Source organism: Frigoribacterium sp. MCBA15_019 (genome assembly GCF_001864945.1).
Lineage (GTDB): Bacteria > Actinomycetota > Actinomycetes > Actinomycetales > Microbacteriaceae > Frigoribacterium.
In genome coordinates, this window is the sequence record NZ_MJGS01000001.1 from 593,765 (window position 1) to 610,929 (window position 17,165).

Below are 17,165 nucleotides of genomic sequence, written 5' to 3' on the forward strand. Positions count from 1 at the left end.
TTCGGGAGGCCTCGAGTCTGTGTGTGAGAGCGTGACTAGCCGGCGAGCTGCAGGCGGAGCAGGCTGAGCTTGGTCGCGACGGTGCCGTCGATGACCTCGTCGCCCACCTGGACCCGGAGACCGCCGACGACGGCGGAATCGATGACCTGGTTGATGCGCAGGCTACGCCCGAACTGCTTGGCCAAACCGTGCTGCAGTCGTGTGACGTGGGCCTCGTCGAGGCGGACGGCACTCGTGACGGTGGCGACGAGCTGGTCGGACTGGTCGGCGACGACGTCGGCCGCATGACGCAACAACTCGCCGATGCGACGACCGCGAGGCTGGCGCACCAGGTGCATGGCGATGGTGATCGTCTGAGGGCTGGCCTTGCCTCCGAGGAGACGCTGGACCAGGGCCGCCTTCGCGTCCGGGTCGCCCAGCTTGGAGCCGATTGCCAGTTCGAGCTGCGCGTCCGTGCGAACGGCGGCGTCGAAGGCGAACAACTCGTTCTCGATGCTGCTGTCGGCCGGGGTGGTCGACGCGATCGCCCGGAAGGCGACCTCTTCGATGCCGGCGAGCAGATCGTCGGACGACGACCAGCGGCTGCCGACGACCGACACGAGCACCGCACGCGTCGACTCGGAGAACGACCCGAAGAGCCGGTCGAGCAGCTGCTTCTTGGTCGCCACGTCGACGGCGGGGTCGGCGAGGTACGACTGCAGCTGAACGGAGCCGCCGACGACCCGGCCGGCGTCGAGCAGTTGCTCACCCGTCGTCAGGTCGACCGACCCGCCGAGGTCGGAGAGGACCGACCGCGCCGAACCGAGTGCTTCTCGGGACATGGAACCCATCGTCAGTTGCCCGCCTTAGCGTTCTCGTCCGCCTCGAGGTCGGCGAGGAAGCGGTCGACCACGGCCGAGGCCTTGGCGTCGTCGCTGAGCGACTCACCGATGACGCCCGACGCGAGGTCGATCGCCAACGAGCCGACTTCGGACCGGAGCGAGGCCACGGCGGCCTGACGCTCGGCCTCGATCTGCGCGTGGGCGGAGGCGGTGATGCGGTCGGCATCGGCCTGCGCCTGCTGCTTGAGCTCGGCGATGATCTCGTTGCCCTCGGCGCGCGCAGCCTCACGGATGCGGGCGGCCTCGGCACGAGCGTCGGCCAGCTGCTTCTTGTATTCGTCGAGGGCCTTGGCAGCCTCGGCCTGTGCGGCCTCGGCGTGCTTGATGCCGCCTTCGATGCGCTCGGCACGCTCGTCGAGGATCTTGCGGAACTTGGGGATCGCGAAGAGCCCGAAGAACGCGGCGATGACCACGAAGACGACCAAGGACCAGAGGATGTCGTAACCAGCGGGGAAGAAGATGGCGGCGCCTTCGGGCGCACCACCCTCGGCCGCGAGGATCGTCTCGATCATCGGTGTGTCGTCCTAACTGATCAGGAGAAGATGAAGCCGGCGGCGAGGCCGATGAAGCCCAGCAGCTCGGTGAACGCGATGCCGAGGAACATCGTGACCTGCAGGCGGCCGGCCAGCTCGGGCTGGCGAGCCATGGCCTCGACGGTCTTGCCCGCGACGATGCCGATACCGATGCCGGGGCCGATCGCAGCGAGGCCGTAGCCGACGGTCGCGATGTTGCCGTTGATCTCAGCGAGGATCGTGGTGGTGTCCACTTGTGTTTCCTTCCGGTTGGGCGATGCACGTCGGATGACGTGCGTCGTCTGTATTTAGTGTTCTTTCGCCGCGGCCTGTTGGATGTAGACCGAAGCGAGGAGCGTGAAGACGTAGGCCTGCAGCACGGCGACGGCCATCTCGACGATGGTCATCACGAAGCCACCGATGAGGGTGAGAGCGCCGAAGGCCATGAAGCCCCCGCTCATGCTGAAGAAGAAGAAGTGCGTCGCCGCGAAGCAGAGCACCAGCAAGAGGTGGCCGACCATCATGTTCAAGAGGAGTCGGAGGGCCAGCGAGATCGGCCGCACGATGAAGATGTTGATGAACTCGATGGGCGTCAGCAGGATGTACATGACCCACGGCACACCGGGCGGGAAGAGGGCGTTGCGCAGGAACGTCGCACCGCCGGCCTCACGGAAGCCCGCGTAGATGAACATGATGTAAGCCACGACCGCCAGGAGCAGCGGCATGGCGATCACCGAGGTGCCCGCGATGTTGAGACCCGGGATGATGCCCGTGATGTTCATGGCGAAGATGCCGAAGAACATCGCCGCCAGCAACGGCAGGTATTTGCGTCCGAGCTTCTCGCCGAGGATCTCCTCGACGATCTGGATGCGGACGAAGTCGAGGCCCAGCTCTGCGATGCTCTGCCCGCGGGACGGGATGAGCCGTCCCTTGCGCAGGGCCAGCCAGAACAGCAGCAACATGACGGCGATCGCGAAGAGGCGGACCAGCATGATGCGGTTCAGCTCGAAGGGGGTGCCCTCGAAGAAGATGGCGGGAGGGAAGAACTCGTCAAGAGTCGGGGCGTGGAATCCCCCGTCCCCGTGGCCGGCTTCGGCAGCGGAGAGCAGGTTCACAGCGTTCGCTATCAGCGCTATCTCCTGTGTCGGGGCGAGCACCCTGAAGTGTCGCGACGATTGGTGGGGTTTGTCATCCGTGCACGCTGGAGACGCGGCCGGGGAACGCTGCCAACCCTATCAAGGTAATGGTTGCTTGCACGAATCGGTCGAGGTATTTTCACCGTGTGCAGGCATGGCCGTCAGTCCTGGGGAGCAGGGGGCAGCGTGGCGTCGCTGACGTACGCCAGGCGCCCCCGGACGACCACGAGGGCGTCGACCGCGAGCGTGCCGACGATCGAGACGACGAGGGCCAGGAAGAGCACCACGTCGTTCACGAACGGCTGGTCACGCAGCACGACGAGCAACACGATGAAGATGACCAGCTTGAGCAACCAGGCACCCATCACGATGCCGAAGAACGCCCCGAGCGTGAACCGGATCGCCACCAGCATGCTCGCGGCCGTGATCGCCGCGAAGAGGATCGCGAGCCCCACCCCGACGAGGGCGCTCCACAGGCCGTCGGTGCCGGCGAAGACGTAGCCGAGCCCCCCTCCGACCACGGCGATGACGAGGGCGAGCAGGCCCGTGTACTTCAGGATCTGGGTGAAGATCGAGCTGGCGTTCATGGGTGGTCCTTCGGGTTCGTCAGTTCGGGCACCACGGCCTTGGCCGCGGTGTCGGTGTCGTGCGGATCGAGGACGTCCGCGGCGGCGTCGAGCGGGTCGAACCGGTCGGACTCCGTCGTCGCGAGTTCACCCGTGCGGGTCGTCTGGACGGCGATCTCGACCTTCTTGCGGCGGCTGAGCGGCGACAACGTGGCAGCGGTGCAGGCGACCAACCCGACGCCGAGGAACACGGCCACCAGGTAGGTCGGCTTGACGAAGAGGAACATCAGGCCCCCGACGGCCGCCACGATCGTCCAGGCATAGAAGATCAGGACGGCTTGGAAGTGGGAGTGCCCCATGTCGAGCAGACGGTGGTGGAGGTGCTTGCGATCGGCGGTGAACGGGGACTTGCCCGCGCTCAGTCGCCGGAGGACGGCCAGGCCGAAGTCGAGCAACGGCACGACGAGGATCGCGAAGGGCAGGATGATCGGGATGAAGGCCGGCAGGAGGGCCGTCCGGGAGATCCCGGCCGGATCGATCTGCCCGGTGACCGAGATCGCGCTCGTCGCCATGACGAGGCCGGTGAGCAGCGCACCCGCGTCGCCCATGAAGAGCTTGGCCGGGTGCCAGTTCAACGGCAGGAAGCCGAGGCAGGCCCCGATCAGCACTGCCGAGAGCAGGGCCGCGAGGTTGAAGTACTCGGTCTGGCCGATGGTGATCGAGATGACGAAGCTGTAGACGAAGAAGACGCCGTTGGCGATGATGGCGACCCCGGCCACGAGGCCGTCGAGACCGTCGATGAAGTTCACGGCGTTCATCACGAGGACGATCGTCAGCACCGTGAGCACGAGGGACATGTACGGCGAGCCGATGGCCAGGCTGCCCCCGATGGGCAGCGAGACGAGCTGGACGCCCTGCCAGGCGAGGACGCCGGCGGCGATGATCTGACCCGCCAGCTTGGTCATCCAGTCGAGGTCGTACAGGTCGTCGACGACTCCGATGACGACGATGATCGTGGCGGCGCCGATGATGGCCAACGGAGGCCCCGCGTCGGCGAAGACGAGTCGGAAGTAGTCGACTCCCGAGATCAGCGGGAAGACGAACCACGCCGCGAGCAAGGCGACGACGATGCCTGCCCACATCGCGATGCCCCCGAGTCGTGGCGTCGGCGTCTGGTGGACGTCACGCTCACGGATCTTGGGATAGAGGCGGTACTTGAGGCCCACCCGCCACACGACGACGGACAGCACGAAGCTGACCGCGGCCGAGATCGCCAGCGCGAGGAGGTAGTACCTCACGCGAGCGCGTCGACCCCGACGACGCGGATGATGTCGGCGTCGGACAGGACACCGTGCCGCACGATGCGCAGCACCCCGTCGGCACCCCCCGTGGCGTCGACGATCGTCGACCCCGTGTTGGCGCCGGCCCGGTGTTCGTACGACGTGCCCGCGGGGCCGTCGTCGAGGTAGACCGACACCGAGTCGCCGAGCATGCGACGCGCGTCGCCCGCCGACTCGGCAGCCGGCCGGCCGGTGAGGTTGGCGCTCGACACCGCGAGCGGGCCGGTCTCTTCGAGCAGCTCGAGGGCGATGCGGTGGCTCGGCACGCGCAGGGCGACGGTACCGCGCGTCTCGCCGAGGTCCCAGCTGAGCGACGCCTGCGCACGAAAAATCACCGTGAGCGGGCCGGGCCAGAACGCGTCGAGCAGGGGACGGACGACCTCGGGCACCCGGTCGGTGAGCGCGGCGAGGGTCTCTTGCCCCTTGATCAACACCGGAGGCGGTGACTGACGCCCACGACCCTTGGCGTCGAGCAGGCGCTGGACGGCCGTCGGGTCGAACGCGTCGGCCGCGACGCCGTAGACCGTGTCGGTCGGCAGGACGACGAGCTCGCCTCGACCGATGGCACCGCGCGCCATGCGCATGCCGGCGAGCAGTTCGGAGTCGACGGAGCAGTCGTGAAAAGTGGCCATGACCTGACGATGATAGTGCGACGGACCGGGAGAACCCGGTCAGCGCACCGCGGTCGTGGCCCGCTCGCGACCGGTGAGGTCGGGATGCGTGGCCGGGGAGCGCCATCCGTCGGCCGTCAGGAGGTCGCGGATCGCGCCTCCTTGGAGCTCGCCGTGCTCGATGACGAGCGCTCCCCCGGGGCGCAGCAGCCGTCGGGCGGTGAGGGACAACGCCCGGACGAGGTCGAGGCCGTCCTCGCCGCCGTACAGGGCGAGCGAGGGATCGTGGAGGCGCACCTCGGGGTCGCGCGGGACCATGCCGACGGGCACGTACGGCGGATTCGACACCACGACCGAGACCGTGCCGTCGAGTTCGGGAAGGGCGTCGGCGAGGTCGCCCTCGACGAGGCGCACGTTGTCGACGCCCACCGCGGCGATGTTGCGACGGGTCCACACGGCCGCCTCGGGAGACAGCTCGACGGCGGTGACCGTCGCCGTCGGCACCTCGGAGGCCATCGCCAACGCGAGGGCTCCGCTGCCGGTTCCGAGATCGGCGGCGACGGGCGACGCGTCCGGCACGGCGCGGAGGGCGTCGATCGCCAGTTGCGCGACGCCTTCGGTCTCGGGCCGCGGGACGAAGACGCCGGGCCCCACGTGCAGCTCGAGGTGTCGGAAGGACGCCCGCCCCGTGATGTGCTGCAGGGGCTCGCGGGAGGCGCGGCGCGTGATCACGGCGACCAGCGCCTCCTGCTCGTCCGTCGTCAACGACGCCGCGGTGACGGCCTTCGCCCGGACGACTCCCCTGGCCAGGCCCGTGACGTGCGCGAGCAGGAGTTCGGCGTCGACGTCGGGCGACGGCACCCCGGCGTCGGCGAGGACGGCCGACGCGACCCGGAGGGCCGCGTCGACCGTCGTCACGCCGTCGAAGGCCGTGGCGATCGCGTCGATCACGACGCGGTGTCGCCGATCTCTGCCAGACGTGCCTCTTCGTCGGCCTGGATGCACGACTCGACCACGGGGTCGAGCGCACCGTCCATGACCGCGTCGAGGTTGTACGCCTTGTAGCCGGTGCGGTGGTCGGCGATGCGGTTCTCGGGGAAGTTGTAGGTGCGGATGCGCTCCGACCGGTCCATTCCCCGGATCTGGCTCTTGCGGGCGTCCGACGCGATGGCCGCCTGCTCTTCTTGCTGACGGGCCAGGATGCGGGCACGAAGGACCCGCATGCCGGCCTCGCGGTTCTGCAGCTGGCTCTTCTCGTTCTGCATCGCGACCACGATGCCCGTAGGCAGGTGGGTGATGCGGACGGCGGAGTCGGTCGTGTTGACCGACTGGCCGCCGGGGCCGCTCGACCGGTAGACGTCGATCTTGAGGTCGTTCTGGTTGATGTCGACCTCTTCGGGCTCGTCCACCTCGGGGAACACGAGCACGCCCGTGGTCGAGGTGTGGATGCGCCCCTGCGACTCGGTCGCCGGCACCCGCTGCACGCGGTGCACGCCGCCCTCGTACTTGAGGTGCGCCCAGACGCCCTGCGAGGGGTCGGACGCGTTGGACTTGAGCGCGACCTGCACGTTCTTGTAGCCGCCGAGGTCGGAGTCGTCGCTCGCGATCATCTCGGACTTCCAGCCTTTCGACTCGGCGTAGTGCAGGTACATGCGCAGCAGGTCGGCCGCGAACAGGGCGCTCTCGGCCCCGCCCTCGCCGCCCTTGATCTCCATGATCACGTCACGCCCGTCGTCCGGGTCGCGCGGGATCAGGAGGCGCCGCAAGCGTTCCTGGGATTCGTCGAGCGCCTGCTCGAGGCCGGGCACCTCGTCGGCGAACGCCTCGTCCTCTTTCGCGAGTTCGCGCGCGGCCTCGAGGTCTTCAGCCGCCTGCTGCCAAGCCGAGTGGGCAGCCACGATGCGGCTGAGCTCGGCGTAGCGGCGGTTGATCTTCTTGGCGCGAGCGGCGTCGGCGTGGACGGCGGGATCGCTGAGCTGCGTCTGCAGGTCGTCGTGCTCGGCCAGCAGCACGGCCACCGACTCGAACACGCTCAGTGCTCCTTGTGGCCGGAGTCGTGTCCGTTCGAGGCGGGGACCGACTTCTGGACCTGGACGAGGAACTCGACGTTCGACTGCGTCTCGCGCAGGTTGCGCAGGACGATCTCGAGGGCCTGCTGCTGGTCGAGTCCGGCCAGTGCCCGGCGCAGGCGCCACGTGATCTTGACCTCGTCGGGGCTGAGCAGCATCTCTTCACGACGCGTGCCCGAGGCGTTCACGTCGACGGCGGGGAAGATGCGCTTGTCGGCCAGGTGGCGCGACAGGCGGAGCTCCATGTTGCCGGTGCCCTTGAACTCCTCGAAGATGACCTCGTCCATCTTCGAACCGGTCTCGACGAGGGCGGTCGCGAGGATGGTCAACGAGCCACCGTTCTCGATGTTGCGCGCCGCGCCGAAGAAGCGCTTCGGCGGGTACAGGGCCGACGAGTCGACGCCACCCGAGAGGATGCGGCCCGACGCGGGTGCGGCCAGGTTGTACGCACGGCCGAGACGCGTGATCGAGTCGAGCAGCACGACGACGTCGTGGCCCAGCTCGACGAGGCGTTTGGCGCGCTCGATGGCCAGCTCGGCGACCGTGGTGTGGTCTTCGGCGGGGCGGTCGAAGGTCGAGGCGATGACCTCGCCCTTGACCGTGCGCTGCATGTCGGTGACCTCTTCGGGGCGCTCGTCGACGAGCACGACCATGAGGTGCACCTCGGGGTTGTTGATCGCGATGGCGTTGGCGATGGACTGCAGCACGAGGGTCTTGCCCGCCTTCGGCGGCGAGACGATGAGACCGCGCTGCCCCTTGCCGATCGGCGACACGAGGTCGATGATGCGGGTCGAGAGCTTCTGGGGCTCGGTCTCGAGACGGAGGCGCTCCTGGGGGTAGAGCGGGGTCAGCTTGGTGAACTCGACGCGCTTGGCCGCCTCGTCGACGGGCTGGCCGTTGATCGAGTCGATCCGGACGATCGCGTTGTACTTCTGGCGCCCCTGGCCCTGGTCGCCCTCGCGGGGCTGACGGATGGCACCGACGACCGCGTCGCCCTTGCGCAGGTGATACTTCTTGACCTGGCCCAGCGAGACGTAGACGTCGCTCGCACCGGGCAGGTAGCCCGTGGTGCGCACGAAGGCGTAGTTCTCGAGGACGTCGAGGATGCCCGCGACGGGGATGAGGACGTCGTCCTCGCCGATCTCGGGCTCGACGTCGTCGTTCTGACCACCACGCCCACGCTTGCGGTCACGCTGACGGCCACGGCCCTGTCGGCCGCCCTCGTCGTTCTGACCGCCGGACTGGGGACCGTTGCCGGACTGCTCACCGCGGGCGGCGTCGTTCTTCTCGCCGGCCTCGCGCTGGGCCTGCTGGTCGGCGCGCTGCTGCTCGCTGCGCTGCTGACCGTTCTGCTGCTGGTCGCCGCGCTGCTGGCCGTTCTGCGGGGCGTCGACCTTCTGGGCGCCGTTCTGCTGGCCACCGTTCTGGTCGGCCTGGGCCTGCTGCTGACCGCCCTTGCCACGGTTGCGGTTGCGGCTCCGACGGCCACCAACCTGCTGGCCACCGTTCTGCTGGTCGCCGTTCTGCTGCTCGGACTGGGCCGGGTCGGACGCCTGCTGGTCGGTCTGGCCCTGCGGGTCGGAGCCGACCTCGTCGGTGGACGCGGTCGGAGCCGTCTCGGTGGACGCCGACTCGTCGGCGGCCGGGGTCTCGACGGACGCACCGGGCTGCGCCGCATCGGCGGCGACGGACGCGTCGGAGGCGCGGCGCGAGCCACGACGGCGGGACGGGCGCTCGGAGGCGGCGACCGGCTCGGTCGGAGCCTGTTCGGTCGGGGACTGCTCGGCGGCGGGGGCCTCGACGGTGGCGGCTTCGGTGGCGGGAACCTCGACGAGAGGAGTGACACCGGTCTCGCCGGCGTTGACGTGCTCGCCGGCCGTACGGGACTCGGGAGCCCCGGCCGCGGACGTGGCCCGACGCGAGCCGCGGCGGGCGCGGGTCGGTGCCTCGGCGGGCTCGGTAGCCACCTCGACCACGGGAGCCTCGGCGCCCTCGGTGACAGCGGTCTCGACCGAGGCCGGGACGCCGGCGTCGACGACCCCGTCGAGCGTCGGCTGGGGGGCGACCTCGACGGCGGCCCCCTCGCCCTGCTTCGCCGCGATGGCGGCGACGAGATCGCCCTTGCGCAGCTTCGAGATGCCGCTGATGCCCAGCGACGAGGCGAGGGCCTGCAGCTGGGGCAGGCGCATGGCGGTGAGTTCGGGCGTGGACGGCGCAGCGGCGCCGTTCTGGACGTCAGTCACGAGTGATGGGTTCCTTTCGCTCCCCCGCGTTGATCGGCGGGGCAGAGCTGGTCACACCTCGTGGCCTCGGACCTGCACTGAGCGGGTTCGCCCCGAGGGGGCGACCCTGTGCCGGCTCTGCCCTGAACGAGCAGCTGCCCGGGATGGGCAGGAGGCCTGGGAGGTGCGGTGCGCGCCGACCAGATCGGCAGACGAACACTGCTAGATGTGCACTACGGGATGTGCGACCCGGGGACTCGAAGACTTGTGACCCCACGCGGTAGCCCCCACGAAGAACGGCGGGGACGAAGCTAGATGCCCAGGAAATCTGAGTTTTCTACCGGGTGCGGCACCACTGTAGCACCTTTGAGATCGACGGCCAGCATCAACGGACGCCACTCCGACACGGCGTGTTCCCGCACCAGCTCGGCGGCGAACAGCCGCTGCGCCGGGTCGCTGCCGAGCACCAGGAGCGAGGGGCCGGCACCCGAGACGACGGCCGCGAGCCCGGCGTCGCGGAGCATGCGGATGAGGGCGTCGGTCTCGGGCATGGCGCTGGCGCGGTAGCTCTGGTGCAGGCGATCCTCGGTGGCCGCGAGCAGCAACTCGGGACTCTGCACGAGGGCCGCCACCAGCAGCGCCGACCTCGACACGTTGAACGTGGCGTCCTCGTGCGGCACGGAGGCGGGCTGCAGGCTGCGGGCCAGCTTGGTCGAGAGGGTCGACTCGGGCACGAACACCACGGGCGAGACCCCGCGGTGCACGAGCAGGCGCTTGTGCGACGGGCCGTGCGAGTTCATCCAGGCGATCGTGAGGCCGCCGAACAGCGCCGGAGCCACGTTGTCGGGGTGCCCCTCCATCTCGGTCGCCAGGGCCAGCAACGCCGCCGAGTCGAGCTCGACCGTGCCCTCGAGGAGCCCCTTGGCGGCCATGATGCCCGAGACGATCGCGGCCGCGGACGACCCGAGTCCCCGGCCGTGCGGGATGGCGTTGCGAGCCCGGAGACGCAGCCCGGGCAGGGGGACGTCTACCGAGGCGAAGGCCGCGGCGACGGCCTGCACGACGAGGTTCGACCCGTCGGTGGGCACCTGACCGGCCCCGACGCCGGCGACCTCGACCGAGACGCCGGGCTCATCGGTCGCCGTGACCACGAGTTCGTCGTAGAGCGAGAGCGCGAGTCCCAGCGTGTCGAAGCCGGGGCCGAGGTTTGCCGAGGTCGCGGGGACCTTGACCAGCACCGAACGTCCGACGACCCCGGAGGTCATGCAGAGGCCGGTGCGAGACCGAGCACCTCGGCCACCCGGGCCGTGTCGCTCGCGACCACGGTCGGCTGCACGTCGCTGCCGTCGGCGCGTCGCAGGGCCCACTGAGGGTCCTTCAGGCCGTGGCCGGTGACGGTGAGCACGACCGTGGCACCGGCGGGGATCACCCCGGCGTCCGCACGCTCGAGCAGACCCGCCACGCTGATGGCCGACGCGGGCTCGACGAACACGCCGACCTCGGCCGAGAGGATCTTCTGCGCGGCGAGGATGGCCTCGTCGGTGATGGCGCCGAACCAGCCGTCGGTCAGGTCGCGCGCCTCGAGGGCGAGCTGCCACGAGGCGGGGTTGCCGATGCGGATCGCGCTGGCGATGGTCTCGGGGGCCTTGACGACCTCGCCCGCGACGATCGGCGCCGAGCCGGCGGCCTGGAAGCCGAACATGCGCGGCAGCTTGGTGGCGCGCCCGATCTCGAGGTCCTCGCGGTAGCCGCGCGTGTAGGCGGTGTAGTTGCCGGCGTTGCCGACCGGGATGAAGTGGAAGTCGGGGGCGTCGCCGAGCACGTCGACGACCTCGAAGGCCCCGGTCTTCTGGCCCTCGATGCGGTCGTTGTTGACCGAGTTGACGAGGTGCACCGGGTAGTTCGCGGCGAGGTCGCGCGCGATGTCGAGGCAGTCGTCGAAGTTGCCCTGGATCTGCAACAGCTGGCCGTCGTGCGCGACGGCCTGGCTGAGCTTGCCCATGGCGATCTTGCCCTCGGGCACGAGCACGGCGGCGGTGATGCCGGCGTGGGCGGCGTAGGCGGCTGCCGAGGCCGACGTGTTGCCGGTGGAGGCGCAGATGACGGCCTTGGCGCCGTGCTCGACGGCCTTCGAGATGGCCATCGTCATGCCGCGGTCCTTGAAGGAACCGGTCGGGTTCATGCCCTCGTACTTGACGTAGACCTTGGCACCCGTGCGGTTCGACAGCGCCGGAGCCGGGATGAGCGGCGTTCCGCCCTCGCCCAGCGTGACGATCGGGGTGGCGTCGGTGACGTCGAGACGGTCGGCGTATTCGCGCAGGACACCCTGCCACTGGTGGGCCATCAGGCTCCTTCGACTCTCAGCACGCTCGTGACGGAGTTCACGACCGTGGCGTTCTTCAGGGCGGTCACCGTCGCGGCGAGGTCGGACTCGCGCGCCCGGTGGGTGCCGATGATCAGCGTAGCGGTGGCCACGGCGTCACCCTCGACCGTGACGCCCGGCGTCGCACCCGACGTCTGCTCGACGCTGTGGACGCTCACGCCGTGGTCGCTGAGCACCCCGGCGACCTCGGCGAGCACACCCGGCTGGTCCGCCACGTCGAGCGTGATCTGGTACCGGGTCGACACACGGCCGATCGGCAGGACGGGCAGGTTCGCATGGGTGGACTCGGCGACGCCCGGGCCGCCGATGACGTGCCGTCGAGCGGCCGAGACGAGGTCCCCCAGCACGGCGGACGCCGTCTCGACTCCCCCGGCGCCGGCGCCGTAGAACATGAGGTCGCCGGCCGACTCCGCCTCGACGAAGACGGCGTTCTTGGCCCCGTGCACGGCCGCGAGCGGGTGGCTCGACGGCACGAGCGCCGGGTAGACGCGGGCGCTGACGCCCTCGACTCCGTCGTCGTCGACCAGGCGTTCGCAGATGGCGAGGATCTTCACGACGTACCCGGCCTTGCGCGCGGCGACCACCTGGTCGTGCGTGACGGAGGTGATGCCCTCGCGGTGCACGGCGGCGAGGGGGACGGCCGTGTGAAAGGCGAGGCTGGCCAGGATGGCGGCCTTCTGTGCCGCGTCGTAACCCTCGATGTCGGCCGTGGGGTCGGCCTCGGCGTACCCCAGGGCCGTGGCCGTCGCCAGGGCGTCCTCGAGGCTCGAGCCGTCGGTGTCCATGCGGTCGAGGATGAAGTTGGTCGTGCCGTTGACGATGCCCATGATGCGCTGGACGCGGTCGCCGGCGAGGCTGTCGCGCAACGGGCGGATGATCGGGATGGCCCCGGCCACGGCGGCCTCGTAGTAGACCTGTGCGCCGACTTGCTCGGCGGCGTCGAAGAGCTCGGTGCCGTGGCTCGCCAACAGGGCCTTGTTGCCCGTGATGACGTCGGCCCCCGAGTTGAGCGCCTGCAGCACGTAGCTGCGGGCCGGCTCGAGTCCGCCGATCAGCTCGACGACGATGTCGGCACCCACGATGAGCGACTCGACGTCGGTCGTGAACAGTTCGCGCGGCAGGTCGACGTCGCGGGGGGCGTCGACGTCGCGCACGCCGATGCCGACGAGCTCGAGTCCGGCGCCCGCGCGCCCGGCGAAGTCGTCGCCCTGCTCGAGCAGCAACCGCGCCACCTGCGACCCCACCGAGCCGGCGCCCAGCAGGGCGACCCTCACGTTGCGGTATTCGATCATGTCAGTCCGTTCTCGGGTGCTTCGTCGTCGGGGTGCGGTGCTCGCACGAGGTCAGGAGGCGCGGGTCGATCAGTCGAGGCCGGCGTCGCGGGCCAGGAGGTCGGCTTCGCTCTCGCCCCGCACGATCACGCGGGCCCGGCCGTCACGGACGGCCACGACGGGGGGACGCCCGACGTGGTTGTAGTTGCTCGCGAGGCTGTGGCAGTAGGCGCCCGTGGCGGGCACGGCGAGCAGGTCGCCCGGGGCGACGTCGCCGGGCAGGTAGTCCGCGAGCACGACGAGGTCGCCGCTCTCGCAGTGCTTGCCTGCCACGCGCACGAGTGCGGGCGGAGCCGAGGAAGTGCGGTTCGCGATGCGCACGGAGTAGTCGGCCGCGTAGAGGGCCGTCCGCGCGTTGTCGCTCATGCCCCCGTCGACGCTGACGTACCGTCGCACCGCGGTGCCCTCGTCGGAGGAGACCGTGACGTCCTTGATGGTGCCGACCTCGTAGAGCGTGGTGCCGGCGGGGCCGACGACGACGCGCCCGGGCTCGACCGCGAGGAGCGGCACGTCGATTCCGAGGCGGAGGCACTCGGCCTGCACGATGTCGACCAAGGCGACGGCGAGGTCGTCGAGCGGGCGGGCGTCGTCGGCGCTCGTGTAGGCGATGCCGAAGCCGCCGCCGAGGTTGAGCTCGGGGACCGGGCCGGACGCGAGCAGGTCGGCGTGCACGGCGAGCAGGCGACGGGCGGCCTCGGCGAAGCCGTCCGAACCGAAGATCTGTGAACCGATGTGCGAGTGCAGTCCCACGAACTCGAGTGAGGGCTGCCGTCGGATCGAGCCGACGATCTCGGCGGTCTCGGAGAGCGGGACGCCGAACTTCTGGTCTTCACGGGCGGTGGCGAGGTACTCGTGGGTGGAGGCGTGCACGCCCGAGTTGACCCGCAGGCGCACGCGCTGGACGCGCCCGTGACGCTCGGCCGCCGCGGCGACCCGGCCGACCTCGGCGGCGTTGTCGAGGACGACGGTGCCGATGCCGGCCTCGACCGTGCGGTCGATCTCGGCGAGCGACTTGTTGTTGCCGTGGAACCCCATGCGGGCCGGGTCGACGCCCGCGGCCCGGGCGACGGCGAACTCGCCTCCGGTGCAGATGTCGACGGCCATGCCCGCCTCGGCCACCCAGCGGGCGACCTCGGCCGAGAGGAACGCCTTGGCGGCGTAGTAGACCGTCGCCGTCGTGCCGATCCGGGCTGCCTCGCGCTCGAACGAGCGGACGGCCTCGACGGCCCGGGTGCGGGCGTCGTCCTCGTCGAGGACGTACAGCGGGGTGCCGAACGAGGCCACGAGCTCGGAGACCCTGACGCCGCCGAGGACGAGTTCGCCGTCGGGCGACCTCTGGGCCGTGGCCGACCAGACCGCCGGGTCGAGGGCGTCGGCGTCGGTCGGCTCGACGAGCCAGGCAGGGGCCAGGGGGTTCGGGGACACGCGGACCTCGGGGGTTCGAAGGACGGGGAACGACATCAGAGCCTACCCACCGCCGGCGACCGTGACGGCCACGGTCGGGACGTCCTCGACGGCGCGGGCGAGGTCAGGAGCAGGAGCCCTTGGTGCCGATGCCGCTCGACGAGATCGGCAGGCCCGGTGAGGTCACGTCGAGGGTCGCCGCCGACGACGTGACCGCGACGCCGGTCAGGGTGGTGCCCTGGGGCAGGTACTGCGCGGCGCAGACGTCGAAGGCGTAGCCACCGATGAAGGGCGCGAGGTCGAGCGACACCGACGTGTCCCGGAGCGAGGCCGTCGTCGGCGTGAGCGAGATGACCCGGCCCTCGCTCGTGATCGAGGGCGTGGCGACGACGTCCACGGGGACGACCGTGTTCACGAGCGGGATCGTGAAGTCGCGGGCGTAGGTGACCTGTCCGTCGCCGAACGAAATGGCCCCTCCGCTTTCCTGCACGGCCGCGAGACCGTTGACGGTCGCCGAGTCGGCGGTCACCGTTCCGGTGATCGCGCCGGTCGAGCCGCTGAGGTCGGTCGGGACGTCTCGCACGTCGAAGTCGAACGAGAGCCCGCCCGACGACCCCGCCGACGAGATGGTGGCCTGGTCGATGCTGCCCTGCACGAGCTGCCAGAGCATCGAGAAGCCGCCGATCTGCACGTCGACGGGGCCGGCGGCGTCACCGAGCTGCTGCGAGATCTGCTTCTCGGCCTGGTCCTCGGCGACGGTCCGGACGACGAGGTCGGCGACCACGGCGAGGATGCCGAGGACCACCACGAGACCGACCAGCACGAAGAGGAAGATGCCGAAGCCTCGGCCCCGACGGCGGGCGACGGGCTTGGCCTCGAAGAAGTCGGAGTCGATGTCGCTCATCGGGCCATCTTGTCAGCCGGGCGGCGAGGATCGCTCACGCCGCGCCTCCTGCGGTCGAGACCGAGGAGGTGCGGCGCGGGAGGTCACATGCGGTCGGGCGCCGAGACGCCCAGCAGGCGGAGCCCGTTGCGGATGACCTGGCCCGCCGCGTCGTTGAGCCACAGGCGGGTGCGGTGCAGGTCGGTGACCTCGTCGTCGCCGAGCGGCGTGACGCGGCAGTTGTCGTACCAGCGGTGGTAGGTGCCGGCGAGCTCTTCGACGTAGCGCGCGACACGGTGCGGCTCGCGGAGTTCGGCGGCCTGCACGACGACGCGCGGCAGCTCGGACAGGGCGCCGAGCAGGGCGCTCTCGGTCTCGTGCGTGAGCAGCGACGCGTCGAACGCGTCACGCGTGACCCCGGCGGCCTCGGCGTTGCGCGCCACCGCGCGGGTGCGGGCGTGGGCGTACTGGACGTAGAAGACCGGGTTGTCGTTGCTGCGCTTGGTGAGCAGGTCGAGGTCGATGTCGATCGAGCTGTTCACCGGGCTGCGGACCAACGAGTACCGACCGGCGTCGACGCCGACGGCGTCGACGAGGTCTTCCATCGTGACGACGGTGCCCGCTCGCTTGGACATGCGCATCGGTTCGCCGTCGCGCAGCAGGTTGACCATCTGGCCGATGAGGATCTCGAGGTTGACGCCGGGTTCGTCGCCGAACGCCGCGCACATCGCCATCATGCGGCCGACGTAGCCGTGGTGGTCGGCGCCGAGCATGATCAGGTTGCGCTCGAAGCCGCGCTCGCGCTTGTCGAGGTAGTAGGCCAGGTCGCCGGCGATGTAGGCGGCCTCGCCGTCGCTCTTGACGATGACGCGGTCGCGGTCGTCGCCGAACTCGGTGGTGCGCAGCCAGGTCGCACCCTCGGACTCGTAGACGTGGCCGAGTTCGCGCAGGCGGGCGACGGCGCGCTCGACGGCCTTCGACTCGTGCAGCGAGTTCTCGTGGAAGTAGACGTCGAAGTCGACGCCGAAGTCGTGCAGCGAGGACTTGATGTCGGCGAACATGAAGTCGACGCCGACCGACCGGAAGAGCTCTTGCGCCTCGTCACGGGGCAGGTCGCGCACGTCGCCGTCGAAGGTCGCCTCGACACGTGCGGCGATCTCGGCGATGTACTGCCCGCCGTAGCCGTCGTCCGGGGTGGGCTCGCCGAGCGAGCTCGCCAGCAGGCTGCGCGCGAAGCGGTCGATCTGCCCGCCGTGGTCGTTGAAGTAGTACTCGCGGGTGACGAGCGCGCCCTGGGCCTGGAACACGCGGGCCAGGCTGTCGCCCACCGCGGCCCAGCGCACGCCGCCGAGGTGGATCGGGCCGGTGGGGTTGGCCGAGACGAACTCGAGGTCGATCGTGACGCCGCGGTAGTAGTCGCCGCGACCGTACGCCTCGCCCTGCTCGACGATGGACCGCGCGAGCAGACCCGCGGCGGCGGCGTCGAGGCGGATGTTGATGAACCCGGGGCCCGCGACGTCGACGTCGGCGACTCCGTCGACCTCGGCCAGCTCGGCGGCGATCTCGGTGGCGAGCTCGCGCGGGTTCGTGCCGACGCGCTTGGCGAACTTCATCGCCACGTTGGAGGCCCAGTCACCGTGCTCGCGGTTCTTCGGCCGCTCGAGCGCCACGTCGCCGTCGGTCACCGCCACGTCGACGGTGCCTCGGCGCTCGAGGACGCCCTGGACGACGGCGAGCAGGGACGTGGAGAGTTCGGCGGGAGTCACGAGGGTCGATCTTACCGGCAGCCACGGGGCCGACGACGAGCCCGCCGTCGGTGATGATGGG

16 protein-coding genes are annotated in these 17,165 nt (G+C 70.1%); all 16 read right to left on the bottom strand.

The window, feature by feature from the left end; genetic code table 11:
• Positions 1-35: 35 nt before the first annotated feature.
• The 16 genes from BIV04_RS02790 to argS all read right to left on the bottom strand — a co-directional run bounded on the left by BIV04_RS02790 (position 36) and on the right by argS (position 17,104).
• Complete coding sequence (locus tag BIV04_RS02790) at positions 36-830, bottom strand: F0F1 ATP synthase subunit delta (RefSeq protein ID WP_071253924.1); 795 nt, start codon at positions 828-830, stop codon at positions 36-38.
• A gap of 2 nt (positions 831-832) precedes the next feature.
• Positions 833-1,393, bottom strand: a complete 561-nt coding sequence (locus BIV04_RS02795; protein ID WP_071253926.1) for a F0F1 ATP synthase subunit B — start codon at positions 1,391-1,393, stop codon at positions 833-835.
• Between the two features lie 20 nt (positions 1,394-1,413).
• Positions 1,414-1,647, bottom strand: a complete 234-nt coding sequence (gene atpE / locus BIV04_RS02800; RefSeq protein ID WP_043594505.1) for an ATP synthase F0 subunit C — start codon at positions 1,645-1,647, stop codon at positions 1,414-1,416.
• Positions 1,648-1,701: 54 nt separating this feature from the next.
• Positions 1,702-2,508 carry a F0F1 ATP synthase subunit A gene (atpB, locus tag BIV04_RS02805; protein WP_043594504.1) on the bottom strand — a complete coding sequence of 269 codons (807 nt, stop codon included), beginning with the start codon at positions 2,506-2,508 and terminating at the stop codon, positions 1,702-1,704.
• A gap of 182 nt (positions 2,509-2,690) precedes the next feature.
• Complete coding sequence (locus BIV04_RS02810; RefSeq protein WP_071253928.1) at positions 2,691-3,116, bottom strand: hypothetical protein; 426 nt, start codon at positions 3,114-3,116, stop codon at positions 2,691-2,693.
• A complete protein-coding gene (locus BIV04_RS02815) occupies positions 3,113-4,393 on the bottom strand; it encodes an MraY family glycosyltransferase (RefSeq protein ID WP_071253930.1) in 1,281 nt (426 codons plus the stop codon). The genes BIV04_RS02810 and BIV04_RS02815 overlap by 4 nt, the downstream gene beginning before the upstream one ends.
• Complete coding sequence (locus BIV04_RS02820) at positions 4,390-5,067, bottom strand: L-threonylcarbamoyladenylate synthase (RefSeq protein WP_071253931.1); 678 nt, start codon at positions 5,065-5,067, stop codon at positions 4,390-4,392. Before BIV04_RS02820 ends, BIV04_RS02815 begins: the two co-directional genes overlap by 4 nt.
• A gap of 39 nt (positions 5,068-5,106) precedes the next feature.
• Positions 5,107-5,997: a peptide chain release factor N(5)-glutamine methyltransferase gene (gene prmC / locus BIV04_RS02825; protein WP_255364123.1), complete on the bottom strand. Its 891-nt coding sequence runs from the start codon at positions 5,995-5,997 to the stop codon at positions 5,107-5,109.
• The gene (prfA, locus tag BIV04_RS02830; protein ID WP_071253933.1) at positions 5,994-7,076 is read right to left on the bottom strand and encodes a peptide chain release factor 1; all 1,083 of its coding nucleotides are present in this window, start codon (positions 7,074-7,076) and stop codon (positions 5,994-5,996) included. The genes prmC and prfA overlap by 4 nt, the downstream gene beginning before the upstream one ends.
• Before the next feature lie 2 nt (positions 7,077-7,078).
• Positions 7,079-9,358, bottom strand: coding sequence for a transcription termination factor Rho (gene rho, locus BIV04_RS02835; protein WP_071253935.1), 2,280 nt, complete (start codon positions 9,356-9,358; stop codon positions 7,079-7,081).
• A 290-nt stretch (positions 9,359-9,648) separates the two neighbouring features.
• Positions 9,649-10,602, bottom strand: coding sequence for a homoserine kinase (thrB, locus tag BIV04_RS02840; protein WP_071253937.1), 954 nt, complete (start codon positions 10,600-10,602; stop codon positions 9,649-9,651).
• A complete protein-coding gene (gene thrC / locus BIV04_RS02845; protein WP_054145791.1) occupies positions 10,599-11,681 on the bottom strand; it encodes a threonine synthase in 1,083 nt (360 codons plus the stop codon). Before thrC ends, thrB begins: the two co-directional genes overlap by 4 nt.
• Positions 11,681-13,012, bottom strand: coding sequence for a homoserine dehydrogenase (locus BIV04_RS02850; protein ID WP_071253939.1), 1,332 nt, complete (start codon positions 13,010-13,012; stop codon positions 11,681-11,683). Before BIV04_RS02850 ends, thrC begins: the two co-directional genes overlap by 1 nt.
• Before the next feature lie 69 nt (positions 13,013-13,081).
• Positions 13,082-14,512: a diaminopimelate decarboxylase gene (lysA, locus tag BIV04_RS02855; protein WP_071253941.1), complete on the bottom strand. Its 1,431-nt coding sequence runs from the start codon at positions 14,510-14,512 to the stop codon at positions 13,082-13,084.
• 67 nt (positions 14,513-14,579) lie between these two features.
• Positions 14,580-15,359: a DUF2993 domain-containing protein gene (locus BIV04_RS02860; RefSeq protein ID WP_071253943.1), complete on the bottom strand. Its 780-nt coding sequence runs from the start codon at positions 15,357-15,359 to the stop codon at positions 14,580-14,582.
• Between the two features lie 83 nt (positions 15,360-15,442).
• The gene (gene argS / locus BIV04_RS02865) at positions 15,443-17,104 is read right to left on the bottom strand and encodes an arginine--tRNA ligase (protein WP_071253948.1); all 1,662 of its coding nucleotides are present in this window, start codon (positions 17,102-17,104) and stop codon (positions 15,443-15,445) included.
• Positions 17,105-17,165: the final 61 nt, after the last annotated feature.